Origin of the sequence: Streptomyces sp. NBC_00203, from assembly GCF_045206325.1 — a bacterium.
GTDB classification, from domain to species: Bacteria; Actinomycetota; Actinomycetes; order Streptomycetales; family Streptomycetaceae; genus Streptomyces; species Streptomyces lutosisoli.
In genome coordinates, this window is record NZ_CP108126.1 from 7,234,679 (window position 1) to 7,258,155 (window position 23,477).

Here is a 23,477-nt window from a genome sequence, read left to right on the forward strand (position 1 = left end):
GCGCATGGCATGCCGCATCAGTGAGCTGGTCATCGACTGCGCCGACCCCGACCGGCTCGCCGCATTCTGGAGCGAGGTCCTCGGCTACGTCGAACTCGGCCGGGAGGACGACGGAAGCATCGAGATCGGGCCGCCCGACGCCGGCTTCGGCGGCCCGCAGCCCACCCTCGTCCTCAGCCCCAGCACCGACCCGCGGACCGGGAAGCTCCCCCTGCACATCGACGTCAACGCCACCGACCGCGACCAGGACGCCGAGCTGGAACGGCTGCTCGCCCTCGGCGCCAGGCCCGCCGACGTCGGCCAGACAGGCACCGAGAGCTGGCACGTCCTGGCCGACCCGGAAGGCAACGAATTCTGCCTCCTGCGCACCCGGCTCCAGCCGCTCTGAATGAGCGAGATCTTCAGTACACGAGTCTCGGTCGGCAACGGTTTCCAGTACTACGACATCTGGGGCTGAAACCGCAGGTGAGCGAGGCTCACCCCCGGTTGACGGTCATGCACGGTGCCCACCGCCGTACGCGGTGGGCACTGCGCGTTGTGCAACCCCTTGCCCGAGCAGGGGATAACCGAGATGTTTTCGGCGTCTCATCGGACAGTGCGTTCGGGGATCTTCGGAAGAACCTTCTCGGCGATGTCGAGGAGAACGCTGTCGTTCGGGAGGGCTCCGGACTGGCTCCACACGGTGATCTCGCAGTAGCCGCCTCGGTCATGACGGTCCAGGGCCACGGACAGCGTTCTGGCCAGGGGGCCTTGTTCGACCGGTCCGCCGGATCCGCCACTCCCGAGATCGATCTCGATCTTCATGGTGTGATCCGAGGAGAGGACCGCGGGCCGACCGAGAGCCTTAAGCGTCTTGATGTCCGTCTCTTCCCCGAACTTCATCAGCTTCACGTACTGGTCGATCGACAGCTTGTTGTAAGTGGCCGAGACATTCACGGTGTACGTGTCGAACGCGACCTCGCCCTCCGGTTGGGCGACCTTCCCATCAGTCAGAGGGGCGGTGTTGTTGGTGCCGGAAGCAGTGGTCGCGGTCTCTCCCGGCGTTCCAAGGACCCTGGCCAGGTCTGGCCGGTTGAGCGCCTTGCACAGCTCTTCACCGGTCACAGGCCGGGGCGTGCCCTTGTAGGCCTTCGGAAGCTCCTCGTGTGCCCCGTCCGAACACGAGGCGGGCTGCGGTGTGTTGTCGTCGGCCGGCATGAAGCGTGGGCCCAACCACACCGCGGCCGCGAGTGCCCCGAACACGGCCACGGCCGCGACGGCCTGGCTCCATGGGTTGTGATCCTTCTCCGGAGTGTGCGGGCTCGGACGCGGCCCGGTTCCGGCCTGGGCAGGGGGCTGGGGCTGGGCCTGGGTCTGAGGCTGGGCGGCAGCATCGACTGCCGCCCCGTCTGCGGAGGCTGTCGGACTCGGGTTCCGGCGTGCGCGCAGGGCCCGGATCACCGCATGGACGCGTATGGCGGTGAACACGAGGAACACCACGCCGAGACCGGCCGCGACCCGATCCTGATCGCGGACGGCGAGATACATGATCCGTACGCCGAGAACGGACCCGACCGCGATGAGCAGGGGCTCGCGGACCCAGAACGGCAGGAGACGGATGAGGAAACCGAGCATCCGGCGATCTCACCAGGACAAGATCACATGCGCCATGATGGAAGCCACAGTTCCGGGTACGTGCAGGGCCTGCCGAGCAAGAGACGCCAAGCCGACGATCCCGAGATCGGCTATCGGGACGACAGCGGGTGCAAAGGCTGAGCCAACGACAAAGAGCCGGACCCAGTAGGACTGGGTCCGGCTCTCAATGTCTGGCACTTTGGCTGGTCAGCGAGTCGATCGCGCTGGTCCGGCTTCTGTGCCCCCGGCAGGATTCGAACCTGCGCACACGGCTCCGGAGGGCACTGCCCCTCGTACGATCATTTGCCCACCTGACCTGTGGAAACGGCTTCGCCTGATCGTGTGTGGGTGAATCTCACACGCCACTCACACGAAGTGCCAACAGCGCTGCAATCAGGAGCTGGTCGAGGTCTTGATCGGCGAGGGCTGGACGATCTTCCACGACCTGGGCCTTGCCGACGCCCGCCGGGCCGTGCACGTGGAACAGGAACCGGTGGCGGTCGTCGTCCACCGGCAGGTCGAAGTTCTCCCGGAACGCCCGCAGCTCCTCGCGTCTGCCCACGAAGCCCGCCCGCCGCCTGCGCCGGATCAGCTCCTGCATCGACATCCTCGCCCGCGCCATCCCGCCCCTCCCCTGGCCTCGCTCCGCGGGCCAGTGTCGCGCGCCTGGGCGGTCGCGAGGTGAACGGCCGCCGTACTCGATGGAACGTCCGCATCTCGCAACGGAGTTCCTGCGGTGTACAACCTTCACTCGAAGTGGTCCGTCTCCCGTTACGTCACACACGTTCCGCACAGGAGGCACAGTGCCCCGCCGCACTCTCACCGCCGCGATCGCCGTCACCGCGCTCGCGACCCCCCTCGCGCTCTACGCCACCTCCGGCACGGCGTCGGCCGCGCCCGTGCCGCCCCGCACGCCGATGACCGACTTCAACCACGACGGACACGCCGACCTCGCGGTCGCGGCGCCCTTCGGCACCGTCGGCGGTGTGGAGAAGGCCGGTTACATCTCGGTCGTGTACGGCACCGCCTCCGGGCCCGGAACGGCGCGCCACCAGATGATCAGCCGGGCCACGCCCGGCGTCCCCGGCGACCTCCAGGGCACCTTCGCCTTCGGTGTCCAGACGCTCCCCGGTGACCTCGACGGCGACTCGTACACCGACCTGCTCGTGGCGAGCGGCGGCGACGACGGCGAGCCGACCGTGCTCTGGGGCTCCAAGGACGGCCTTACCGGCCAGAACACCGTTCTGCCGTACCGGTACTCCGAGTTCGCCCTCGGTGACTTCAACGGCGACGGCAAGCGCGACCTCGTCGTGAACTCCGACCCGAGCGACGACCCGGACGTCTCCGGGATGACGATCCAGTACGGCCCGTTCACCCGCGACGGCAAGACGCGCACCCAGGACAGCATCACCACGGACGACGGCCCCTCGGGTCTGCGCTCCTTCATCACCGGTGACCTCACGGGCGACGGTGTCGACGACATCGTCACCACGCACGGCTTCGAGGAGATGCAGCACGAGGCCCGCTTCTGGAAGGGGTCGAGGACCGGCGTCGGCCACACCTCCAAGGCCCTCGGCACGGCGTACAGCGGCACCGTCGGCGATGTCGACGGCGACGGCTACGGCGACCTGATCACCCGCGACATCGGCTCCGTCACCGAGGTCATCGACTCCGCCCCGGGCAGCATCACCATCCAGTACGGCGGCTCCACCGGGCCGAGCAACACGCGCAAGAAGGTCATCACCCAGGCCACCGCGGGGGTTCCCGGGGCGAGTGAGGCGAACGACGCCTTCGGCGCGTCCCTCAGCGCCGGTGACGTGAACGGCGACGGCAAGGCGGAGGTCGCGGTCGGCGTTCCCGGCGAGAGCCTCGACGCCGCCACCGGTACCGGCGCGGTGATCCTGCTCAAGGGCGCGTCCAAGGCCGCCGGCGGCATGACCGGCAAGGGCGCGATCGCCTACAACCAGTCCACTGCGGGCGTGCCCGGCGTCTCCGAGTCGGGCGACGACTTCGGCCGCCAGGTGAGCCTCTCCGACCTGAACAAGGACGGCAAGGCGGACCTGACCGCGACGGCCCCCGGCGAGGACGGTGCCTTCGCCGACTCGGGCGCCCTGTGGAACCTCTACGGCTCCGCGAGCGGCCTGACCACGACGGGCGCCGGCACGCTCAGCCCCGTGAAGCTCGGCGCCCCCGAGAAGGACGCCAAGTTCGGCCACACGCTCGGCGGCTGACCCCCTCCCCCTCTCTCGCCTTCTGTTTTTCCTGTCTTTCTCTGTCTTTCTCCCTTCTGGAGGATCAGTGCGACGCTCCCTCACGGCCGCCCTCGCGGTCACCACGCTCGCCACTCCCCTCGTGCTCGTCGCCGCCGCCGGCTCGGCCTCGGCCGCGCCGGTGCCGCCGCGCACGCCGCTCGTCGACTTCAACCACGACGGGTACGCCGACCTCGTGTTCTCCGCGGTCGGCGGCTACGAGGGCACGACGCCCGGCCAGGTGACGGTCGTCTACGGCTCCGCGTCGGGCCCCGACACCGCGCACGCCAAGACCTTCGGCCGCGCCACCCCTGGCGTGCCCGGCGACCCGGAGAGCGGCGGACGCTTCGGCCAGGAGACGGCCGCCGCCGACCTCGACGGCGACCGGTACACCGACCTCGTCGTCAACGGCTACGACGGCAAGGCCGTGGTCCTGTGGGGCTCCGCCGCCGGCCTGTCCGGCCAGGGCAGCGCCGAGCTGCCCTGGAACGGCGGGCACGTCACCGCCGGCGACTTCAACGGCGACGGCAAGCGCGACCTGGTCACGGTGGACTTCCCGCGCAGCGATGACCCCAACAACGACGACCAGGGCATGCTCATCTCCTACGGCCCCTTCACGCGCGAGGGCAAGGCCGCGAGCACCCAGGCGGTCGCCACCAGCCGGACCTTCGGCCCCGGCGGCTTCGTCACGGGCGACATCACGGGCGACGGCGCCGACGACATCGTCTCCAACCACGGCTTCGAGGAGATGGCGTACGGCAGCAAGTTCTGGGCCGGCGGCAAGGACGGCGTGAACACCACCCCGAAGCCGCTCGCGGCCTCCGTCGGCGGGGCGATCGCGGACGTCGACAAGGACGGCTACGGCGACCTGATCGTCCGCGACATCGGCAACAACTTCGAGGACATGCCGTACCAGAAGGGCACGATCCTCATCAAGTACGGCACCGCGGACGGGCCTTCGACGACCCGCACCGCGAAGATCACGCAGGACACGGCGGGCGTGCCCGGCGTCGGCGAGGAGGGCGACGAGTTCGGCTCCTCGATCGGCGCGGGCGACGTGAACGGCGACGGCTACGCGGACGTCGCGGTCGGCATCCCCGGCGAGGACATCGAGTCGGTCGCGGACGCGGGGAGCACGGTGCTGCTCAAGGGCTCCCGCACCGGTCTGACCGGCACGGGGGCGCAGGCCTTCCAGCAGTCCACGACCGGCGTGCCCGGCGCCTCCGAGAAGGAGGACAAGTTCGGCAGCCAGGTCCTGCTGTCGGACACCAACAAGGACGGCAAGGCCGACCTGACGGCGACCGCGCCCCTGGAGGACGGCACCTACGCCGACTCCGGCGCCGCCTGGCACCTGCGGGGCGCGGCCGGCGGCCTGACGGTCACCGGCATCACGTCGTTCGGCCCCAAGGCGCTCGGCGCGCTGGAGAAGGGCGTCGTGTTCGGCTCGTGGCTGGCGCGCTGACCCGTCCCTTCGGGACAGCCCCGGGCGGCGGTGGCGAGTCGTAGGGCACGAGGCCCCCACGCGCCACCGCCCTCCGGAAGGGGCCCCGTCCGGCCCGTCGGCCGCCCGGCCCGCGCTCAGTCCACCAGCGGCAGCAGCTCGGGAAGCTGCCCGTCCGAGGCCCGCGCGGCGCGCGCCCGCTCCTCGGGCACCTCGCCGTAGATTCGCAGGTCAAATGGGTAGTGTTCGCTTCCGCTGTGGTTCTGCGCAAAGCGGGGGATGTCGGTACAGCTGGTTTTGGCGGCGGCGGAGCGCTCAGACGTCGTCGAGTGGACGAGCTCGAGGGCGACTTGTTGCGCAGGAAGTTGTTCACCCTGAGGCAGCACTCGATGACTCGCGGCGGGGTGGCGGTGACCTGCGATGGACCCGTCGTCCACGGTCGTTGTCAGTCACTGTGGGCCGCCGTTCGACGGCCCACAGACGGCCCGGACACACAACTCCGGAGTGATTGCGCTGTTTCAGCCCTACGTGCCGTCTGACCTGCTGCGGAGCTAATCAGGGGCGGTAGCTTGGCGCGCAGTGTGTCGGAGGCGTGTCGCGCAACTGCACGGTTGTTGAGGGGTAACTCGGATCTCGCGCCAGCCAACTACAGCGCGGTATCCGTTCGCGTTGCCCTCCGGGTACGCGCCGGCGGGTTCAGCGATGCTTCATCCCGAAGGACTTGGGTAGCGCCCCGACCTTGGGCTGGTGAGCATCTGGCCTGCTGCAACAGTGCGCGGGCGCACATTGGTCTGTCGCTGCCCGCTGACATTGTCACGCAGTCAGACACTCAGCGCGACGCTCCCGGGTTTCCCTTGTTCGGCAGGTGCAGGCCAGTGGGGTGACGGGCTGCACCGGCGAAACCGTCAACGGATTGCGGCGACCAACGCCCCGATCCCGGCCAGGAGAGTCCCTAATCCGGTCAAGGCGGACACCCATACTGCAATGCGCCCTTGACGCGTTCGCCGAGATGCGCGGGCAGGCCCCGCAGGGCGTATCGGCGTACGACGCGGACTATGTCTCCGTCGGCTACGCGAAGCGCCTTGCGGACCACTACGGCATCGCCGTCGTCCTGGTCCACCACGTCCGCAAGGCAGGCTCCGACGACTTCCTGACCGAGGTCTCCGGCACCAACGGCATCGCAGGAGCCGCGGACGCAACACTCGTTCTGAAGCGGGCGCGCGGGCAGGCGGACGGCATCCTGCACGTCACCGGCCGCGACGTAGACGAAGCCGAGTACGCCCTCAGCTTCCAACCTGCCTCCGGAGCCTGGCATTTGCTGGACGGCCCGGCCACCGACCACACCGTCGGAGACACCCGAGCCGCGATCCTCCGGTACGTCCGTGCCCATCCCGGTGCGAAGCCCAGGGACATGGCAGGCGAGCTGCCGCACGTCGACATGGACACGATCCGCCGAACCTGCGCCCGCATGGCCGAGGCGGGACAGCTCACCAGGGACGCCAGCGGCCGGTACTACCCGGACACCGAGACCCGGACACAGGGCGTCCTGGAGGTGTCCGCACTGTCCGACTGTCCGGTTAACCCCTCTGACCAGCACGAACAACCCGGACAGTCGGAATTGGAGCTGTCCGGGCTGTCCGGGTCGACCGAAGCCGAAGGGACGGCGGTATGAGTGCCCGCGCGCTGGACGAGAAGTGGACCGTCGCCGAGGTCATCACTGATCTGAAGGTGGCTCCGTCGACCTTCTACCGGTGGCGTCAGCTCGGGAAGGGCCCGCGCTCGATCAAGCTGCCGAACGGCGACGTGCGCATCCGCAGGTCGGAATACGAGCGGTGGCTTGCGGAGCGGGAGGACGTCGCGTGAGCACGACCGAAGTCACCCCGGCTCTCCGCCCCCACGGGGAGGCCCGGCCGGGGTACTCCCTCGACGTCCGGCTGTGGAAGGTCACGAAGGTCGACCGGAAGGCGCGTCCGTACCAACTCCGCTGGGTCGTAGGCGGGAAGGTGAGCAGCGCGACATTCGCCACGTCGGCACTCGCCGAAAGCCGACGCTCGGAGCTCCGGCAGGCCATGCGCCGCGGTGAAGCGTTCGAGATCGCGAGCGGACAGCCTGAGTCCGAAGTCCGCGCGGCGGCTGAAGCGGTGGCAACGGCGGCTGAGGCCGAGCCGTCGTTGCGGTGGTTCGAGTTCTGCCGGAAGTACGTCGCCGGGCGGTGGCGGATGAGCGCCGCGAAGACGCGTGAGGGCATGGCGGACGGGCTCGCGGCTGTGGCACTGGCCATGGTGAAGCGCGGGGACGACGCTCCTGACGACAAGGACCTGCGGTTGGCCTTGCGATGGGGGATCGTCCCCGCGAACGCGGGGGAGGATCCGCCGGCCGAACTGAAAGCCGCGTACGAGTGGCTTACGACGGAGGACAGGCCGGTTACCGACCTGGTGGACGTCGAGGTGTTCGAGGACGTGGTGTACCGCCTCAGCTATCGGCTGGACGGCACCCCGGCGGCGGGGGAGACATACAGACGGCGGCGCCGCGCCCTGAACACGGCCCTCGAACACGCAGTTGCCGTCGGGGAACTCCTGGAGAACCCGCTCCAAGGGGCCCGTGGGAAACGCGTGAGGTCCGGTGGAGTGGTGGACCGCCGCGTGCTCGTGAACGCCGTACAGGGGCGCCAGTTGCTCGCTGCCGTCTCGTACGTCGGCTCGTGGGACCGCAGCCGCGGGCGCCGCCTGGTGGCGTTCTACGGGGTCCTGTACTACGCGGGGCTCAGGCCCGCTGAGGCGGTCGGGCTGAGGCTCTCTGACTGCCACCTACCGGAGGAGGGTTGGGGCACGCTGACGCTGCGGGAGACGCGCCCCGTATCAGGCAAGCAGTGGACCGACTCCGGGGAACGGCACGACCGCCGGGGCCTGATGAAGGCTCGTGAGTCCGACACCGACCGCCCGGTCCCCATCCCGCCCGTCCTGGTCGCCATCCTCCGGGCCCACCTGAAGGAGTTCGGGACCGCCAAGGAAGGGCGCGTGTTCGGGAACGAGCGCGGGGGAGTCGTCGGCTCATCCACGTACTGGCGCGTGTGGGAGGAAGCGCGACTGTTCGCTCTCCCGCCGGACCGCGTCGAATCGCCGCTCGCCGGGCGCCCGTACGACCTGCGGCATGCGTGCATCACGCGGTGGTTGAACGCCGGTGTACCGATCGCTGAGGTAGCCCGGCGGGTCGGCAACTCTCCAGAGGTGATCCACCGCCGCTATCACGGCTGCATCGACGGTCACGAGGAAGCCGCGAACGCGAAGATCGCAAGGGCGCTCCGTGAGGACGGCGACGTGGCTTAGCACGGTGATCATTACGCCCTGAGGCGTTCTAGCAATGATCGCTCTGGAGGTTCCCCGTGACTCATTGACGGGTGACTTGTTGGCTGCGCATGAGATCTCAACATCATGAGCCTCACCCGATAACTCACACCCCTTGCGGGAAACCGCTTAGCGCCCCTGTCGCCCTTAATGCCGAGTTCCTCCTCAGCGTTCAGTAAATGCCGCTACCATCCCGCTGATGCTCCCGCTACGCTCCGCGTCATGACAACCACGTCTGACGCGGAGCCTGTACTGCTGAGGCAAGCACCCCTCAGCTTGATAGCCCGGATTTGAAGATTAATTCGAACAGTCTCTGTCTGGGGATGGATCGCGTTTCTTTGCGTAGAAGCTCTCTTGATCTGGGGAGTCGTAAGCAACGTTCACGCCGCCATCGTTGGTGACCCCACCGGTGCACGTGATCGAATGCTTAGGGAGGACGGCTATCGGTATCTGCGAAGCACGGATGTTGTCACGGCGCTTTTGTGCCTGTTCATAGCCGTCACCATTGCTGTCAGCCTGTGGATGTACGCGCGTGGCGTCGCTAAGGAGCGCGAGGAGACGCTAGAGGGATCCCTAACCGGCCGCATCGACCGGATCCGCGACTCGCTCAAAGCCTCCACTGACTACCTTGCGGACGCAATGAAACTCATCGCCACGCTTCAGCAGGAGATCGCCGCCCGGCAGAATGCGCTTGAAGAACTGACCAAGCAGATACAGCGCGGCGAGCGGCTTGCCACGATTGGCGCGGAAGCGACCAAGGCTCTGGATGAAATGATGACGGAAAATCAGATGCGCAGCGAGAAGCGCATCGGCCGGTTGGCTTGGTGGCAGGGTGTCCTATTCGCCTTGTTCGGTGCTGCGGTGGCAGTGATTGTGGCTGGCCTTGCTGGTCACATCGAGTCATGGTTCAGATAGTGAGCGGTCATGACCTTGGGGCTTAACTGTCCACTTGGCGCCCTATCCTGCTCCCGTCGGCGCACCGTCCGGGAATCGACAGGGCAACTCCTAGGGGGCTTGTAGCGGCTCCCTGAGGACTCGTCCAGCTTGATTGAGGAAATCCGCCCACGGTGTGTTGAGCGTTGCCCTATGAACCCGGAAGTCCTCCTGTAGAGAGTCTGTCGGATTCCCGGAACGCAGAGCGCCTTCCCAGAGAATCCGCACATCGTGGACGCGGCTTCCCAATCGATGAATCTCCTGACTCACCACGCGTGCCTCGTTCGGCCCCCAGACGCCCAGGCGGAAAGTGCAACGCATGAGTGCCCTGTGGCTGGCGTCAAACTCATCGTGTAGTTCGGGGGTAGGTGCCTCGCCCATGAGGAGCTTTACCCAAGCCACGCTCAGGGCTGCATCCATGTCCGTAAGTCGATCAACTGTTTCCATCAAGGTCAGCCTGCGTTGCTCTCGGGCCCAGTGGCGATGCTCGGCAAGCTCTTGGCCTGCTACCTGAGCCCGGGCTGCCTCGAGCCCCTTTACTGCCCCTGTTCGAGCACCCCACATAGCGGCGCCGGCCGCAGCCAAAGCGCCGATCAGTCCGAAGCCACCAGCGAGCAGGGCCGCCAACCCGTCGTTCATCGCATCGCCCTCGTCGCGGTTGGCGCGGCATACTGCCACGCTCTACGGCTGACGAGTGTGTCGGAGGCGTGTCGCGTGTATCGCAGATAGTGCGCGAACAGTGAGAGGCAACGAGAAAGAGCGGGAGTCAGTGAGACTGACTCCCGCTCTCTCGTCTAGGCATCCGCCCAGCTCAGCGCGTCATTCTTGCTGGCTGTGTGGCGAGTGCCCCCGGCAGGATTCGAACCTGCGCACACGGCTCCGGAGGCCGATTGGTGGTGCGGACTGTAGCACGGGCCGCGAGCGGCCCTGTTGAGCAGCGGCAGCGCCGAAGCCGCTTGCCCAAGACACAGAAGACACACGGCCTCTTCAGCCGTGTGCGAAGCGTAGACAGACAGCCGAAGAGGGAAGGCGTTTAAACGCTCTCACTCTCCTCGCTTAAACATCATCATTGTGCCCGTCAGGGAATAGATGATATGCCAACTCCCATACTTGAAACCGTCAGAGTGTTTCTGCTATGCGGCGGCCCATCCTTGATTCCGCCACCCCTGTCGGGTTACACCTAGACCAATACGGCGACGACGGCCCCGGCCGCCCTATGGGGCGCTGCGGGGCTTCACTACGCCTTGGTGTAGTAACAGGGAGGATTATGAACGCGCGAACCATCTTCTTCGAGGGGGCCTATTTCGAGGCGCCTAGGGGGGTGTCGGTAGAGGAGTGGCTTACTTTGGTGAAGGCCGATCCTCGCTCCGATGAAGGCATGAATTCCTGGGCTGCGCGGCTCGCTACCGCGTTCGAAGAAGCCGGGGTGAAGTAACTATGGCTGATCGTTCCGACGCGGCCAAGAATCGACACGGGCAATGGGTTTTCGCCTTGGCTACTGCCGGGCCTCCCGAGATTGACCTACTCAAAGCACATAGGCTCACTCGCAAAGATGCGTGGCCCAATTTTGCGCGATTCCTTATAGCGGTTGGTACTCGCTGGGGTACTTGGGGTGAGGAAATACGGCCCTCGCTCGACCGGATAGAGGAAGCGACCGGTGTCGACCGGTCGAAGGCCAGCCGTTGGCTGAATTCTGGAGTATCCCTTGGCTATCTGGCGGTGACCCGCGAGGGATCGCGGGGCGTTGCCACCGTCTATCGGATCTCCATTCCTGGAGAGAAGGACGAGGGGGCGCCCCAGGCCGCCCCTCGTAAGTCTCGCGTACCCAAACAGGGGAGGGTTCCCGAAAGTCGCCCTGTGGCCAATCCTGGGCCGCGTATGTCGGCTGTGCCGGAGAGGTCTCCGGACGCGACTACCTGGAATGACCTGTCCCCGGATGCTCAAGCCGTGTTCTTCTGGCCGGCTGTCGAGCGGGGGCAGCGTTGGAAACCGGAGTACGGGTCTTATGATGCCGCTCTTCAAGCGGCACTAGCCAACAACCCTTACTTGCCTGTGTAGCCATCCTGTCTCACGGGAGTGGGGTTTGTGAGATAGGGCAGTAGTGCCGCTGTTTCATAACAGCGGTCTTGCTGTCTCACAACTACACCTTCGCTGTCTCAGAACTTCCGGGTTTGTGAGACGTAACTAGTAACTAAGAACTACAGACCCCTTCGGGGTCTGTTAGCTACTCGCAAGCTCGTAGCTATCCCTTGGCCGATCGAAAGAGCGGGCAAAGAGCCAGGCTCCCTATCGGGGCCTAGCTCCAGCCAAGGTAGAAAGCTCGAAGCCTGCGGAGCAGAGCGAAGAGCTGGAGTAAGACTCCTTCGGCTTGTCAGCCTAGGGAGTATCTATCGGCCAAGGCAGAAGCGAACGACTCCCGAGAAGGAGTCGGAGCCGTAGAACAATGCCCGCTCGGCCGGCAACCACGGCCGAGGCAATAGAACGGCCTAGGCCGTTGCTGGTTCGGCCGCCTCTGGCGGCACGTCTTCGTCGGGCGGTTCCGGAGGGTCGAGCAGTCCACCGAAGTGACTGAAAACCCAATTGTCAACCATCGTTGGGTAAGCGTCCATCAGGTCCCTCGGGAGATAATCGTCCGGCTCTTCGATGTGGAAGACCCATGCCGATACGACGTTGTCCCCCGATGCGAGGTCGGATACAGCCTCGCGCAGCCGAATAGAGTGCTTCAAGATAGTGGCTCGCTTCGCATCCATTACGTTCCCGATGCTGGCACCTTCGTGCGCAATGAAGTTGCGGGCCTTCCTGGCCCCGTCAAGCAAATCGAAGTCGGAGGGTCGCGAGCCGAGTCGCGTATTCGAAAGGTCTCGCAGTGTCCCCCCGAGCATCTTGTCCGGTGGCAGATTAGCGATCATCTCTTGAAGGCCTAGGACGGGATCGGCTTGCGAGACCTCGGCGAGATGCGCCATGCGCAAGACGTACTGACACTTCGACTCGAACGAATTAGCTAGGTGCAACGCTCTGCCCGCTGACAGGAAAAGCGCATCCAGCAGTCGAGGTTCACACGGCTTCAAGTACCCCAGCGACCAGCCCATGCGGTACACGGTACTGACCCCGTCAAGGGGTTTTCGGCTAGGGAGGGGGGATCCGAAAGGATCCGACGCCCTTCCCTGCACCCGCCTCCTTCCCTTCGCGCGCGTGCCTGAGGACATCGGACAGCGTGGGCAACAGATTGGAGCATATCTACACGTCAGAGCGCGTATTCGCGCGCAATGCCTAGGGACATGCCTGAGGACATCCGAGGGACGGATGTCCTCAACCATAGACAGGAGATCGATAGTGAATAAGTGCCCGTACTGCCGTACCCGGATGCTGGCTAGGGCCAGGAATGGGAACGTCAAGGCGTCCTGTGGGGCGCCTGAGTGCCTTAAAGGCCGAGAGCGGGAACGTAAGCGCATAGTGCGCGCTAAGGCCCGTGGGGAGGCTCCTACGGCTTCGGTGGAGTCGGTGCCTTCCTTGGAGACCGAGGGCGCTTTCCTCGCGCCCTGGGGGGAAGTCTATGAGTCTGAGCAACATGCATGGGCAGACTGTCTCTTGACGGGTGGTCTTGATGGCTCGGGGACGCTCGCCCCGGATGAGCAGTACGAGCGAATGAGGATGCTGGACGTGATGTAACCCGGTTTCTAACCGGTCTTTAACCTACGTAGGAACCTCTTCGGGGGGTTGCTGCGACTCCCGCACGCCGCGAGGCGTTCGGGGCCGAGGGATGGTCACTCCTTCAAATGCTGGTTCCGGGTCCGAGTAGGGCGCGGCTTCCTGGCTTTCATCTGCCAGGGGGTCGCGCCCTTTCTCATGCCCTCACGCAGTCGTGGCCTTTCCTCAGAAAGGAAGTAATGACAGTTGATTTGACTTGCTGGCAATGCGCTGAAGTCTTCACCCGCGATCTCGGTCCGGGGGCTCCGCCGAAATTCTGTGGTGCTACATGCCGCGATGCGGCGAAGCGTGCTCGACAGCGGCTCGCCTATGAGCAACGAGCCGAACTGAGAAGGATGCAGTACGGATTTCCGAACTGAACGCCACCAACCAGTAACCAAACCAATTGGGTCGCACGGCATTCGCCGGAGCGGCCCTTTTTCATGCCCGGTGACCACCTGGCCCCGACGTAGGAGAAGAATTTGAAGCCTGAGCTTCGTAAGATTTTTGATGCTGCTGAATCCGAGGACCGCGGCCTTACGGCCCGCGAGGTCGCGGCCGTCATCAATTCCATTCCGGCTGAAGAGCGCATGGCGCGTACTGAGATCCTGGCCGCCGTGAACGGCGAGAACGGTCCGTCTGCGACCGAGACTCGCGACTCGATCGCGGAGACGCTGAAGTACATGGAGATGCGCGCCATTGATGCGCGCGAGGATCGTGCGATAGCTGACCGAGAGGCCGAGGTTCGCGCCCTGGCCGAGAAGGCCGGCGGGGTGCTTATGCCGGGTGGGGGTTCCGGGCTCCCCGGTGAGTCGGACGCATGGCGCTCGATCCTCCCGAGCGGGAACGAGTTCCGAACTCTGCTGAATACGGGCTCTCCTGGCTCTGGTGGGTACGCGGTTCCCACGAAGACTGCCGACACCTATGTTGAGCACCTGCGTGCGGCGAGCGTCTTCCTGCGAGTGCCGGGCATCAACGTGCACCGCTTCGACGGTGGCGTGTTCACGCTGCCGAACCTGACCAGCTCGACCACTCCGGGCGTGGTTGCTGAGGGTGCGGCCATCAGCGAAGGAACTGCGACCTTCGCCGGTCTGACCTTCCCTCCGATCAAGTACGCAGACCTGTACCGCGCTTCGAACGAAGTGCTCGATGATGCTGCCTTTGAGATGCGGAACCTGATCAGTGGCGTGATGGTTCGCAACATCGCGACTCAGGTTGATAAGGACGCGTTCCAGGGCACCGGGACAGCTTCCCTCGCCGGTCTCACTAAGGCTGGCATGGGCACGGCCGTGAACCTCTCTGTGGGCAACACTCAGATCACCTGGGACCACATCATCGATGCCTATTCAGACATCGAAGCTGCTGGGGCAGCCCCGGCAGTCATCTGGAGTAGTCCGGACATGGCCAAGGGTTTGCGCAAGGCCCGAGAGAACGGGGCGAACGGCGGATACCTCGCCGGACAGGTGACCGATCCTGTCGCGTCTCGCGGTCTCGGACTCCCTATCTATGTCTCGGCGAATCTGCCCGCTAAGACGGTTATCGTCGCCGACCCGACTCGTATTCACATCGGTGTGCGTTCCGATGTGCGGGTGGCTGTGTCCGAAGACTTCGGCTTCGACAAGGATCTGACGGCTTTCCGTGCGACCTATCGTGTGGCCGGTCTTGCGGTTGACGCTCCCGCGGCGGTCGTGGTGATCAAGGCTTCGGCTACCTGATTCACGTAGACAGACCCCCGCTTCGGCGGGGGTCTTTTTGCGTTGTGCTGCCGTGATCGGACGGCCGGCACTTTGAGACCCCACCAGCATCGGCGTACTGGCGGGGCTTCACCGACCCGCTAGGCGTGTGTTTCTTCGCCGTCCCTGGCGTGCCGGGGCTTTTCCTCCTGCTCCCGCAGATGCTTGGGGAGGGCGTCCTCTTGCGGGTGCTTGCGGCGCCATTCGGCGCGCATGGTGATCGGCATGAACGGGGCAGGCGGACAGAACATGGCCCCGCTATCCCTTCGGGCATTCGAGGTGAAGATAGAGCGTGACCGGCGGGCCGGACTGCCGCTCTATGGACCCGCGGCGCACACGTTCGAGAGTCCTGATCTTCTTTAGGCAGGCCGGACACGTTTCGCCCTTCGGAGCGAAGGTCACGTATTCCCACTTGCTCGCGTCTGTTGTCTGTTCCTCTTCCGAAACGACCTGCGCCATTCGATAACCCTTCCCCGCGGCTTCTCTCCGTGGGGTCAATGATGCATCGCCGCGTGCACCGCTTCGTGCACTATTTGCGTCCTCGACTAAAGATCATGATCGGCATTGCGCAGCCCACTGTGACAGCCTCGCCCTGGCCTCTTCTTCGAAGAGTGCGGATTCTTCGTAGTTGGCGAACTCGCGTAGGTAGCTGTCGATATCACGGCTATCCCTTAGGACGAGACTTCCGGCCGAAGTCTCGATCGTGACGAGCGAAGTGTCATAGATGGTGAAGGTGTTCAAAGGGGTAGTAGGCGTGGATGCCCCCACCGGCAGCAACCCGAGACGTACGTTCGGAAGGTAGGACAAGGAAGAAAGTCGGTCCATTTGCTCGGCCAGGGCCAACGGGGATACGACAGGCCACCGAATGGCCTGCTCTGTGAGCACGAACGTGAACCGCTTTGCTGTGTCATAAAGGATGGCTTGCCGTTCGAGCTTTCCCGCAATGGCTTTCCCTGTGTCCGCCGTCGAGTGGGCAACACTCGCCCGCACATATTCAGGTGTCGCCAGAAGCCCGGTAACCATCGAGAGCAGGAAGTAACGCATGTGCGTCGAGGACGCTTCGAGCGCCTTCAACTCCGCCTGTCTCGTCCCGAGCCCCTTCCGGCGCAACTCGCGAAGGTTGCGCCACTCCGTGTTCGCCATCCGAGTGAGAGCCGAGATCTCATCAATGACGCGCGCCGGTGCGTCGAGTGCTCTCAAGATTTGCTCGACGTCAACGAGGGACGGCCGAACCTTGCCGTTCTCGATGCGGCTTACCTTCGATTGGGACATGTGACAACGCGCTGCAAGCCGGACCCCGGAGAGGCCGGCTTGCTTGCGTAGTTCTCTCAGCTTCGAGGCCAGTTCCTCGCTGGTCTGCCCAAGCTGCTCGGGCTCGAACGTCACTCCTTCACGTACTCCAGGAACGGCACGGCCGCGGCTTCGGCGATCCGCTGGTACTCGACGAACGGGGCCGGATCGCCCTCGTACAGCTCCCGACCGACCTGTGTCCCGTCGCTCTCGTAGTGCATGAGCACGACCGTGGACCGGTCGAAGAGCCAGAAGTCTTGGACGCCCTGAAGGGGGTTGCCCCGGCCTGTCACGTCGAGGATGCGGACGTCTTCCCCGGCCAGGGCGTGAGGGCCGTAGTACCGCGAAAACTCGAACCTCAGATACTCGGAGAGAGGCTGCGTCAGGACATGGACGCGCCCCTTTCGTTTCCCCTCGGCCCGTAGCCGCTTCAAGTCTTCTGTGTAGGAAGACGAGTAGGTGCGCGGGTCAATCCGCTTCCCCGCGCGGAAGGCTTCGATCTCCTCGGCTTCCTGCGGTACGAGGTACTGGGGCAAGGTCTCCAGTCGCCAGGCTTCCGCCTCGATGCCACGGAACCTTGCCCGCCACTCGTCACCATCCAAGAGCACGGACAGCCTCCCGAAGAACTCTCTCGGGGATCTCGACCAGGCCCTCGCCGGTAGGCGGCTTGAAGACGTCGGACACGTCGCCCTGGACGACGAACGTCCCTCGCTCGGTGCGGTAGACGTTCGGGCAGTCGTCTTCGCCGCACTCGCCGTTTCCGTTGCCGGTGAGCCGTGTCAGTTCCTCGCGTGCCATAGCGAAACCCCCAGACTCGCGGCCCTGGTTGGGCCGTCGCGAACGACGGTACGAGGGGCCGCGTATGGGCGTCTATGCGTTCAGGCGACTATGCGCGTTGTCGACTAGACCGGGCGCCAGCAGGCTCGTCATACGACGTCTTACGGCGCGTGTGACCAGTCGTGGCAACGGTTGCACCGGGCGGAGTGCGCAACCAGACCCGGTACAAGTCCAACGCCCGCTGCACCGCTTCGGTCGGGGACGCACTGTCGGACAGTTCCAAGATCTCGGCGAGGGCCGCCTCGACAGCGGCCGTGCGCCTCACAGACAGAACCTTGCTACTCACTTCGCGCTCTCCGTCCTGTCGATGTGGTTGGGCGTCACACGCAGGGCAGCGCGGCTGAGTTCGTCAGCACAGGAGCGGCAGACGCCGCCCTGGTGGCCGAGACGGAACGGAGCCTCACAGACTTCGCAGTGGGCCCGCTCGACGGGCCTGGAGGGCGCCTGAGCAACAGCCGGGGCGGTTCGCTCCGGCGTGAAGGTCTTCAGGCGATGAGTGATCAGTCCTGGAACCGACTCGACGCGCTCGGGGAGGTTCTGCGTGAGGCACTGAAGGATCTCGTCACTCCGGTAGTCCTCGCGGAGCCACGGGACAACCCTCGGGGCCAGGCGGTCAATCTCCTGATCAGAGAGCGACAAGCTCTTGTGCAGGCTGAGCCGCACCAGGATGCGACGGGCCTCACGGGCCGTCTCACGCTGGATCTTACGAAGGAAGCCGGATTCCCCATCCCCGCCCCTCTCGGGGCTTTCAGGGGTCGTGTCGGCCGCTTCGGGGGTCTCGGCCGGGGGTTGGGTGTCTTTCTTGCTCTCCGTCTTTCTCCCTATGGGAGAGCCGCCGACAACCCGACCGGTCGCATCCCCGACCGTCGGCGTGCGGTCACTCGGGGAGCCCGCAGACTCCGGGGTGTCCGTGACGGTGGTGACCGTGACCCATCGGCCGGTTTCGGGGTCTTGGAGCTTGGCTCTCTTGACGTAGCCCGCCTCGACCAACTCGTTCATGGCATTGGCGACGGAGCGCCGGCCGTTGGGAACGAGGGCTGCAACCTTCTCGACAGTGGCTCCGCTGCCGGTGGGTAGAGAGAGAAGCCGGACCAACAGGCCCACAGCTTCGAGGCTGAGGCGGCCGTGCCGCGCGATGACGTTGGAGATCTGGACGAAGCCAGAGCTGTGCTTAGTACGCTGTACCTGCATCGAAGACTGAACCTCTTCGGTGTCAGACCCCGGGGTGTTGGTAGCACTGCCGGGGTCACTTCGTTCATGGGGGAGTACTGGCGGCCAGGTGCCGCCGCTGCGGAAGGCTGTTGTCAGTACCGGTCGCCGAGACGGCGAACGGCTGTCACAGCGCGATCAGCGGCCATGTCGGCGCCGTACCGGCGCAGCATGCTCCGGTCTTTCCAGCCGCCTACTTCCATCACGTCTTCCGGGGAGACCCCTGCGGACAGCAGCTCATGAGTCCAGGTATGGCGGTGCATGTGCGGCGCGACATGCCCGTAACCGGCTTGCTCAGAGCGCCGGTTGAGCATCCGGTACAGGCCGCTGTACTTCAGGCGTCCTCGGCCACGGGTGCCGAGCCAGAGCCAGCCACCCCCGGCGTGACGATGCCCTTCACGGGCGCGCAGATAGCGGCGCAGTGCAAGCGTGGTCTTCGGCTGCAACGGCACGATGCGGCCGGCACGGGCCGCACGGGCGCCCTTGACGGGAGGTACCCGCAAGACGCCGTCTTCGAGGTTCAGGCTGTCGATGGTGAGTCTCAACAGCTCATCGGCGCGCACACCTTCGGTGAGTGCCCGGATCATCGCGTGATCGCGGGTGCGCTCGAAGTCCCGCACTCGGGGGCTCCCGCCCCCGGCCACCTTCAGTACGTCCTTTATGAAGTCTTCGCTGAGCGTCTTCGGGGCCGCGTCCTGGGGGACGCTGTATCGCTGCAATCTCTTGTTGTCGTCCCACGGGTGCGGGTGGTCGTACTCCTCGGCCAGCCAGGTGAACAGGTGCCGTAGGTTGCGCTGCTTCGTGTTGGTGCCGCCGGTGAAGCTCTCATGCTGCTTGCGGTCGTGGGTGCGCTGGTACCAGCGGAAGAAGCGGTTCAGGGTGTCGGTGTCGCACGCGGTGAAGTCACCTTCGATGCGTTCCTTCGTCATCCAGTGGTGCAACGCCACGGCCGCGTCACGGTACGCGCCGATGGTGCGCGGAGCGTACGGGCGTCCGTTCCTGTTGGTCCTGGCGCGCAGCGCGTCTGCGTACTCGGCGATCATCGCTTCGCGTTCCGCGGCAGCGGTGGCGCTCTTGCTCTTCGACGGCCTGGCGGTGGGGGAGCCGTCCGGCTCCCTGCTCGCTGCGCGGAGCGGGCTCTTTCGAGCCGTCTCGGCACTGCTCGGCATCCTGGCTCCTTGCGGAGTCTGGGCTAGGCGAGCCTGCCGGCGAGCGTCTTTCTGGGCATGAAAAAAGCCGCTTGGCAGTTCGCCTAGCACTCTGGCTAGGGCTACCAAACGGCTTCTTCAGGCACATCTCCGCACGTCAGTGCGTCTCTGTGCCCCCGGCAGGATTCGAACCTGCGCACACGGCTCCGGAGGCCGTTGCTCTATCCCCTGAGCTACGGGGGCGTGTCGGGCGCGGTGTTCGCGGCGACGGGTAGAACCCTACCAGCTCTTTCAGGGGTGATTGCCACGGGTTTTGGTGCGGGGAGGGGTGGTTCGTGGGGAGCGTGTAGGGGCCGTCCCGGACGGCGGGCGGGCGTCCCGCGCAAGGTGGAACGGCCGTCTCGCGCGGGTCGGGCAGGGCGCGCCGGCCGAGGCGGACCGGGCGACCCGTAGCGGGCGGACCGAGCGTCCCCCACGGGGTGGAAGTGGGGAAAAGCCGGACGCGGCGGTGGGTGCGGACCTACTCTCGAGTTGTGCCAGGCGCGTCCGGTCGGGTGCTTGTTGTGGACGACAACAAGGTCATCCGGCAGCTGATCAGGGTCAACCTCGAACTGGAGGGTCTCGAGGTCGTGACCGCGGCCGACGGTGCCGAGTGTCTGGATGTCGTGCATCAGGTGCGGCCCGATGTCGTGACGCTCGATGTCGTCATGCCTCGGCTGGACGGGCTGCGAACCGCCGCCAGGCTCCGTGCCGATCCCCGGACCCGGAATCTTCCCCTCGCCATCGTGAGCGCCTGCACTCAGCACGAGGTCGAGAGCGGGCTCGATGTGGGTGTCGATGCCTTTCTCGCCAAGCCTTTCGAACCTGCCGAACTCGTGCGGATCGTCAGGCAGTTGATGGAGCGGCGAGGGCGTGGCGGCAACGCGGGGGGCGGTGAGGGCGGCTCGCCGTCGTTCGAGAGTGCCTTCGGGGCCGCCACCGAGGTCGAGGAAACCGAGCGCGCAGGCCGCGCCAGCCACTGACCGGCCGCGTCGGCACTGACCCATCGTCGCCGGGCCACGACCCGGCCTGACCATCGTCGCCGGGCCACTGACCCCGCCTGACCGTCCTCGCCGGGTCGCTGCCCCGGCCGCGCCAGCCACGGAGAAGCGCGACGGTCACCGAGAAGTACCAAGGTCACCGAGACTCCGCCCGCCAACCCTCTGCCTGGCCCCGCCGACTAACCCCTGCCCGTCCCCGCCCGCCATCCCCCCTGCCCAGCCCGGCCCCGCAACGCCCGTAGGCCCGCCCCCCCCACCGGCCAGGCGCCCCTCGCCCCCGGCCACGCGCGCCCCCACCCATCCGCCACCCCAGCTTCCAACCCCACCCCAGCCCTCACCCCCCGTCCACATCCCGGACCCTCCCCAAATCGACTCGCCTACCCACCCCCCTCCTCCCCTACGCTTGTCCCGTGACCCCCGTCGAGCTCTCCCGTACCGTGCTGCGCGCGGTGCGTCGTGCTGTCGATGACGGGGAGCTGAGTGTCGCTGTGCCCGCGCGTGCCGTGGTGACGCCGCCGGGGCCGGGTGGGTGTGGGGATTACGCCACGAACATCGCCCTCCAGCTGGCGCGGCCGGCCGGGCGGGGGCCCCTGGAGGTCGCCGAGATCCTGCGGCCGCACCTCAGTGGCGCCGCCGGTGTCGCGGACGTCGCGATCACCGGGCCCGGCTTCCTGAACATCAGCCTCGGCGCCGGGGCACCCGCCGCGCTCGCGCACCACGTCCTGACGCAGGGCACGCGGTACGGGCACAGTGACGTCCTCGCCGGGCAGGTCGTCGAGCTGCGCGTGCCGTACGACGCCCGTGCCGAGGTCGTCGCCGACACCCTCGTACGGATCGTCGCCACCCAGGGCGGCCGTGCCGAGGTGCGGCACGCCGAGCCGGTGAATCTGCGGCCCGTGCCGGCGCCGGAGGATCCCGCGCCGCTCGGCCCCGATGCCGCCCGCTGGGCCCTGCTCCACCCCGCACCCCACGACCGGCCCCGGATCACCGCCGACCACCTCGTCCAGCGTGAGAGCAACCCTCTCTTCCGCGTCCGGTACGCCCACGCCCGCACCCGGGCCCTCAGCCGCAACGCCGCCGCACTTGGATATGTCAGCGACCCCAGTCACGTATCCCATGAGTCTCACGTATCCCATGAGTCTCAGGAGCTTGAGTCTCAGGAACACGATCTCCTTGCCGCCCTCGGCGACTACCCCCACGCCCTCCGCATCGCCGCGAGCCACCGCACCCCCGACCGGCTCGCCCGGCATCTCGTCGTCACCGCCGACGCCCTCCTCGCCTTTCAGCACGCCGTGCTGCCGCTCGGCGACGAGAAACCCTCGGCCGCCCACCGCGCCCGGCTCGCGCTCGCCGAAGCCGCCGGGACGGTGCTGGCCGGCGGCCTGTCCCTGCTCGGCATCAGTGCCCCTGACTATCTGTGAGAGAAGAATGAGCCGTTCCGCACACCCCGCCGGGCCCCGTCACGCCGATGTCCTCCACGAGGGCCACTACTCCGCGCCGCCCGCCGACCTCAACGCCCTCGATCCGAAGGTCTGGGCGCACACCGTCAGCCGTACGGAGGGGGGAGTCGTCAGCGTCGGGGGGATCGAAGTGACGCGGCTCGCCGAGGAGTTCGGCACTCCCGCCTACTTCGTCGACGAGGCCGACTTCCGGGCCCGCGCCCGTGCCTGGCGTACCGCCTTCGGGCACGACGCCGATGTCTTCTACGCCGGTAAGGCCTTCCTCTCGCGGGCCATCGTGCGGTGGCTGCACGAGGAAGGGCTCAATCTGGATGTGTGTTCCGGTGGCGAGCTCTCCACCGCCCTGTCCGCCGGTATGCCTGCCGACCGGATCGCCTTCCACGGCAACAACAAGTCGGAAACCGAGATTCGTACGGCCATCGAGGCCGGCGTCGGGCGTATCGTCCTCGACTCCTTCCAGGAGATCGTGCGCGTCGCCCACATCGCGCAGTCCCTCGGCAAGCGGCAGCGGGTGCAGATCCGGGTGACGGTCGGCGTCGAGGCGCACACCCACGAGTTCATCGCCACCGCGCACGAGGACCAGAAGTTCGGGATCGCCCTCGCCGACGGGCAGGCCGCCGAGGCCGTGCGGCGGGCGCTCGCCCTCGACGGGCTCGAACTCATCGGGATTCACAGCCACATCGGGTCGCAGATCTTCGACATGGCGGGCTTCGAAGTCGCCGCCCGGCGCGTGGTGTCGCTGCTCGCCGCCGTTCGTGACGAGCACGGTGTCGAGCTGCCCGAGATCGACCTCGGTGGCGGTCTCGGCATCGCGTACACCAGCGAGGACGACCCGCGTGAGCCGCACGAGATCGCCAAGGCGCTGGGCGAGATCGTGACGCGTGAGTGCGAGGCCGCCAAGCTGCGGACGCCCCGTATCTCCGTCGAGCCGGGGCGCGCCATCGTCGGACCGACCGCCTTCACGCTCTACGAGGTCGGCACCATCAAGCCGCTCGACGGGCTGCGGACGTACGTCTCCGTGGACGGAGGCATGTCGGACAACATCCGCACCGCGCTGTACGACGCCGAGTACAGCGTCGCTCTCGTGTCGCGCACGAGCGACGCCGAGCCCATGCTCGTCCGCGTCGTCGGCAAGCACTGCGAGAGCGGCGACATCGTGGTCAAGGACGCGTTCCTGCCCGCCGACCTGGCCCCGGGCGACCTCATCGCCGTCCCGGCCACCGGTGCGTACTGCCGCTCCATGGCCAGCAACTACAACCACGCGCTGCGCCCGCCGGTCGTCGCCGTGAACGACGGCGAGGCACGGGTGATCGTCCGCCGTGAGACGGAGGAGGACCTCCTGCGTCTCGATGTCGGTTGACCGATAGGCCATGCCCCGAGTCATTCCATGGGCCAACCTATTGAGGCCATGGAAGCCGTGGAAGCCATGGAATGACTCGGGTGGAAGATCTCCTGCGTCCGGCTACCAGAATAATGAAATAGATGTCTCACG

The 23,477-nt window shown here is 66.3% G+C and carries 21 protein-coding genes and 2 tRNA genes; 11 read left to right on the top strand and 12 right to left on the bottom strand.

Annotation, left to right across the window (positions count from 1 at the left end; translation table 11 throughout):
• The first annotated feature begins 4 nt into the window (after positions 1 to 4).
• Positions 5 to 388 (top strand): VOC family protein, encoded by a 384-nt coding sequence (locus OG975_RS32425; protein ID WP_406332862.1) that lies wholly within the window; start codon positions 5 to 7, stop codon positions 386 to 388.
• 197 nt (positions 389 to 585) lie between these two features.
• On the opposite strand, the gene OG975_RS32430 is transcribed toward OG975_RS32425, so the two are convergent.
• Together OG975_RS32430 and OG975_RS32435 are read right to left on the bottom strand one after the other, a co-directional pair.
• On the bottom strand, positions 586 to 1,614 hold the full coding sequence (locus OG975_RS32430) for a DUF6215 domain-containing protein (protein ID WP_406332863.1): 1,029 nt from the start codon (positions 1,612 to 1,614) through the stop codon (positions 586 to 588).
• Positions 1,615 to 1,969: 355 nt separating this feature from the next.
• On the bottom strand, positions 1,970 to 2,215 hold the full coding sequence (locus tag OG975_RS32435; protein ID WP_406332864.1) for a hypothetical protein: 246 nt from the start codon (positions 2,213 to 2,215) through the stop codon (positions 1,970 to 1,972).
• Between the two features lie 202 nt (positions 2,216 to 2,417).
• Between OG975_RS32435 and OG975_RS32440 the strand changes: the two genes are divergently transcribed.
• Positions 2,418 to 3,845, top strand: coding sequence for an FG-GAP-like repeat-containing protein (locus OG975_RS32440; RefSeq protein ID WP_406332865.1), 1,428 nt, complete (start codon positions 2,418 to 2,420; stop codon positions 3,843 to 3,845).
• Between the two features lie 67 nt (positions 3,846 to 3,912).
• The gene (locus OG975_RS32445) at positions 3,913 to 5,325 is read left to right on the top strand and encodes an FG-GAP and VCBS repeat-containing protein (RefSeq protein WP_406332866.1); all 1,413 of its coding nucleotides are present in this window, start codon (positions 3,913 to 3,915) and stop codon (positions 5,323 to 5,325) included.
• A gap of 116 nt (positions 5,326 to 5,441) precedes the next feature.
• Here the strand turns inward: OG975_RS32445 and OG975_RS32450 are convergent, their stop codons facing one another.
• Positions 5,442 to 5,741 carry a hypothetical protein gene (locus tag OG975_RS32450; RefSeq protein ID WP_406336797.1) on the bottom strand — a complete coding sequence of 100 codons (300 nt, stop codon included), beginning with the start codon at positions 5,739 to 5,741 and terminating at the stop codon, positions 5,442 to 5,444.
• Between the two features lie 572 nt (positions 5,742 to 6,313).
• Here OG975_RS32450 and OG975_RS32455 point away from each other — a divergent pair.
• The 4 genes from OG975_RS32455 (at position 6,314) to OG975_RS32470 (ending at position 9,563) form a co-directional block, all read left to right on the top strand.
• A complete protein-coding gene (locus OG975_RS32455) occupies positions 6,314 to 6,976 on the top strand; it encodes a hypothetical protein (RefSeq protein WP_406332867.1) in 663 nt (220 codons plus the stop codon).
• Positions 6,973 to 7,167, top strand: coding sequence for a helix-turn-helix transcriptional regulator (locus OG975_RS32460; RefSeq protein WP_406332868.1), 195 nt, complete (start codon positions 6,973 to 6,975; stop codon positions 7,165 to 7,167). The genes OG975_RS32455 and OG975_RS32460 overlap by 4 nt, the downstream gene beginning before the upstream one ends.
• Positions 7,164 to 8,630, top strand: coding sequence for a tyrosine-type recombinase/integrase (locus tag OG975_RS32465; RefSeq protein WP_406332869.1), 1,467 nt, complete (start codon positions 7,164 to 7,166; stop codon positions 8,628 to 8,630). Before OG975_RS32460 ends, OG975_RS32465 begins: the two co-directional genes overlap by 4 nt.
• Before the next feature lie 372 nt (positions 8,631 to 9,002).
• Positions 9,003 to 9,563, top strand: coding sequence for a hypothetical protein (locus OG975_RS32470; protein WP_406332870.1), 561 nt, complete (start codon positions 9,003 to 9,005; stop codon positions 9,561 to 9,563).
• 862 nt (positions 9,564 to 10,425) lie between these two features.
• Here OG975_RS32470 and OG975_RS32475 read toward each other — a convergent pair.
• Together OG975_RS32475 and OG975_RS32480 are read right to left on the bottom strand one after the other, a co-directional pair.
• A tRNA-Arg gene (locus OG975_RS32475) sits at positions 10,426 to 10,497 on the bottom strand.
• Between the two features lie 1,570 nt (positions 10,498 to 12,067).
• Positions 12,068 to 12,670: a hypothetical protein gene (locus tag OG975_RS32480; RefSeq protein WP_406332871.1), complete on the bottom strand. Its 603-nt coding sequence runs from the start codon at positions 12,668 to 12,670 to the stop codon at positions 12,068 to 12,070.
• 1,080 nt (positions 12,671 to 13,750) lie between these two features.
• Here OG975_RS32480 and OG975_RS32485 point away from each other — a divergent pair.
• Positions 13,751 to 14,983 carry a phage major capsid protein gene (locus OG975_RS32485; protein WP_406332872.1) on the top strand — a complete coding sequence of 411 codons (1,233 nt, stop codon included), beginning with the start codon at positions 13,751 to 13,753 and terminating at the stop codon, positions 14,981 to 14,983.
• A gap of 119 nt (positions 14,984 to 15,102) precedes the next feature.
• On the opposite strand, the gene OG975_RS32490 is transcribed toward OG975_RS32485, so the two are convergent.
• The 7 genes from OG975_RS32490 to OG975_RS32520 all read right to left on the bottom strand — a co-directional run bounded on the left by OG975_RS32490 (position 15,103) and on the right by OG975_RS32520 (position 19,728).
• A complete protein-coding gene (locus OG975_RS32490; protein WP_406332873.1) occupies positions 15,103 to 15,252 on the bottom strand; it encodes a hypothetical protein in 150 nt (49 codons plus the stop codon).
• A gap of 301 nt (positions 15,253 to 15,553) precedes the next feature.
• The gene (locus OG975_RS32495) at positions 15,554 to 16,387 is read right to left on the bottom strand and encodes a helix-turn-helix domain-containing protein (RefSeq protein WP_406332874.1); all 834 of its coding nucleotides are present in this window, start codon (positions 16,385 to 16,387) and stop codon (positions 15,554 to 15,556) included.
• Positions 16,384 to 16,899: a DUF6879 family protein gene (locus OG975_RS32500; protein ID WP_406332875.1), complete on the bottom strand. Its 516-nt coding sequence runs from the start codon at positions 16,897 to 16,899 to the stop codon at positions 16,384 to 16,386. The genes OG975_RS32495 and OG975_RS32500 overlap by 4 nt, the downstream gene beginning before the upstream one ends.
• Positions 16,883 to 17,089 (bottom strand): hypothetical protein, encoded by a 207-nt coding sequence (locus OG975_RS32505; RefSeq protein ID WP_406332876.1) that lies wholly within the window; start codon positions 17,087 to 17,089, stop codon positions 16,883 to 16,885. Before OG975_RS32505 ends, OG975_RS32500 begins: the two co-directional genes overlap by 17 nt.
• A 321-nt stretch (positions 17,090 to 17,410) precedes the next feature.
• Entirely contained in the window at positions 17,411 to 18,319 is a 909-nt protein-coding gene (locus OG975_RS32510) for a hypothetical protein (protein ID WP_406332877.1), read from the bottom strand.
• Positions 18,320 to 18,432: 113 nt separating this feature from the next.
• A complete protein-coding gene (locus tag OG975_RS32515) occupies positions 18,433 to 19,506 on the bottom strand; it encodes a tyrosine-type recombinase/integrase (RefSeq protein WP_406332878.1) in 1,074 nt (357 codons plus the stop codon).
• Positions 19,507 to 19,656: 150 nt separating this feature from the next.
• Positions 19,657 to 19,728 (bottom strand) — tRNA-Arg (locus OG975_RS32520).
• Between the two features lie 311 nt (positions 19,729 to 20,039).
• Between OG975_RS32520 and OG975_RS32525 the strand changes: the two genes are divergently transcribed.
• From OG975_RS32525 to lysA, 3 genes are all read left to right on the top strand, one after another.
• Positions 20,040 to 20,507: a response regulator gene (locus tag OG975_RS32525; protein ID WP_406336567.1), complete on the top strand. Its 468-nt coding sequence runs from the start codon at positions 20,040 to 20,042 to the stop codon at positions 20,505 to 20,507.
• A 428-nt stretch (positions 20,508 to 20,935) separates the two neighbouring features.
• Positions 20,936 to 21,946: an ArgS-related anticodon-binding protein NrtL gene (gene nrtL, locus OG975_RS32530; protein ID WP_406332879.1), complete on the top strand. Its 1,011-nt coding sequence runs from the start codon at positions 20,936 to 20,938 to the stop codon at positions 21,944 to 21,946.
• Between the two features lie 7 nt (positions 21,947 to 21,953).
• Positions 21,954 to 23,345 (top strand): diaminopimelate decarboxylase, encoded by a 1,392-nt coding sequence (lysA, locus tag OG975_RS32535; protein WP_406332880.1) that lies wholly within the window; start codon positions 21,954 to 21,956, stop codon positions 23,343 to 23,345.
• Positions 23,346 to 23,477 lie beyond the last annotated feature (132 nt).

Bases quoted from the DNA above. Each gene is read 5' to 3' on its own strand.
- OG975_RS32425 (WP_406332862.1), top strand. From the start codon at position 5: ATGGCATGCCGCATCAGTGAGCTGGTCATCGACTGCGCCGACCCCGAC.
- OG975_RS32430 (WP_406332863.1), bottom strand. From the start codon at position 1,614: ATGCTCGGTTTCCTCATCCGTCTCCTGCCGTTCTGGGTCCGCGAGCCC.
- OG975_RS32435 (WP_406332864.1), bottom strand. From the start codon at position 2,215: ATGCAGGAGCTGATCCGGCGCAGGCGGCGGGCGGGCTTCGTGGGCAGA.
- OG975_RS32455 (WP_406332867.1), top strand. From the start codon at position 6,314: ATGCGCGGGCAGGCCCCGCAGGGCGTATCGGCGTACGACGCGGACTAT.
- OG975_RS32460 (WP_406332868.1), top strand. From the start codon at position 6,973: ATGAGTGCCCGCGCGCTGGACGAGAAGTGGACCGTCGCCGAGGTCATC.
- OG975_RS32480 (WP_406332871.1), bottom strand. From the start codon at position 12,670: ATGGGCTGGTCGCTGGGGTACTTGAAGCCGTGTGAACCTCGACTGCTG.
- OG975_RS32490 (WP_406332873.1), bottom strand. From the start codon at position 15,252: ATGTTCTGTCCGCCTGCCCCGTTCATGCCGATCACCATGCGCGCCGAA.
- OG975_RS32505 (WP_406332876.1), bottom strand. From the start codon at position 17,089: ATGGCACGCGAGGAACTGACACGGCTCACCGGCAACGGAAACGGCGAG.
- OG975_RS32510 (WP_406332877.1), bottom strand. From the start codon at position 18,319: ATGCAGGTACAGCGTACTAAGCACAGCTCTGGCTTCGTCCAGATCTCC.
- OG975_RS32515 (WP_406332878.1), bottom strand. From the start codon at position 19,506: ATGCCGAGCAGTGCCGAGACGGCTCGAAAGAGCCCGCTCCGCGCAGCG.
- lysA (WP_406332880.1), top strand. From the start codon at position 21,954: ATGAGCCGTTCCGCACACCCCGCCGGGCCCCGTCACGCCGATGTCCTC.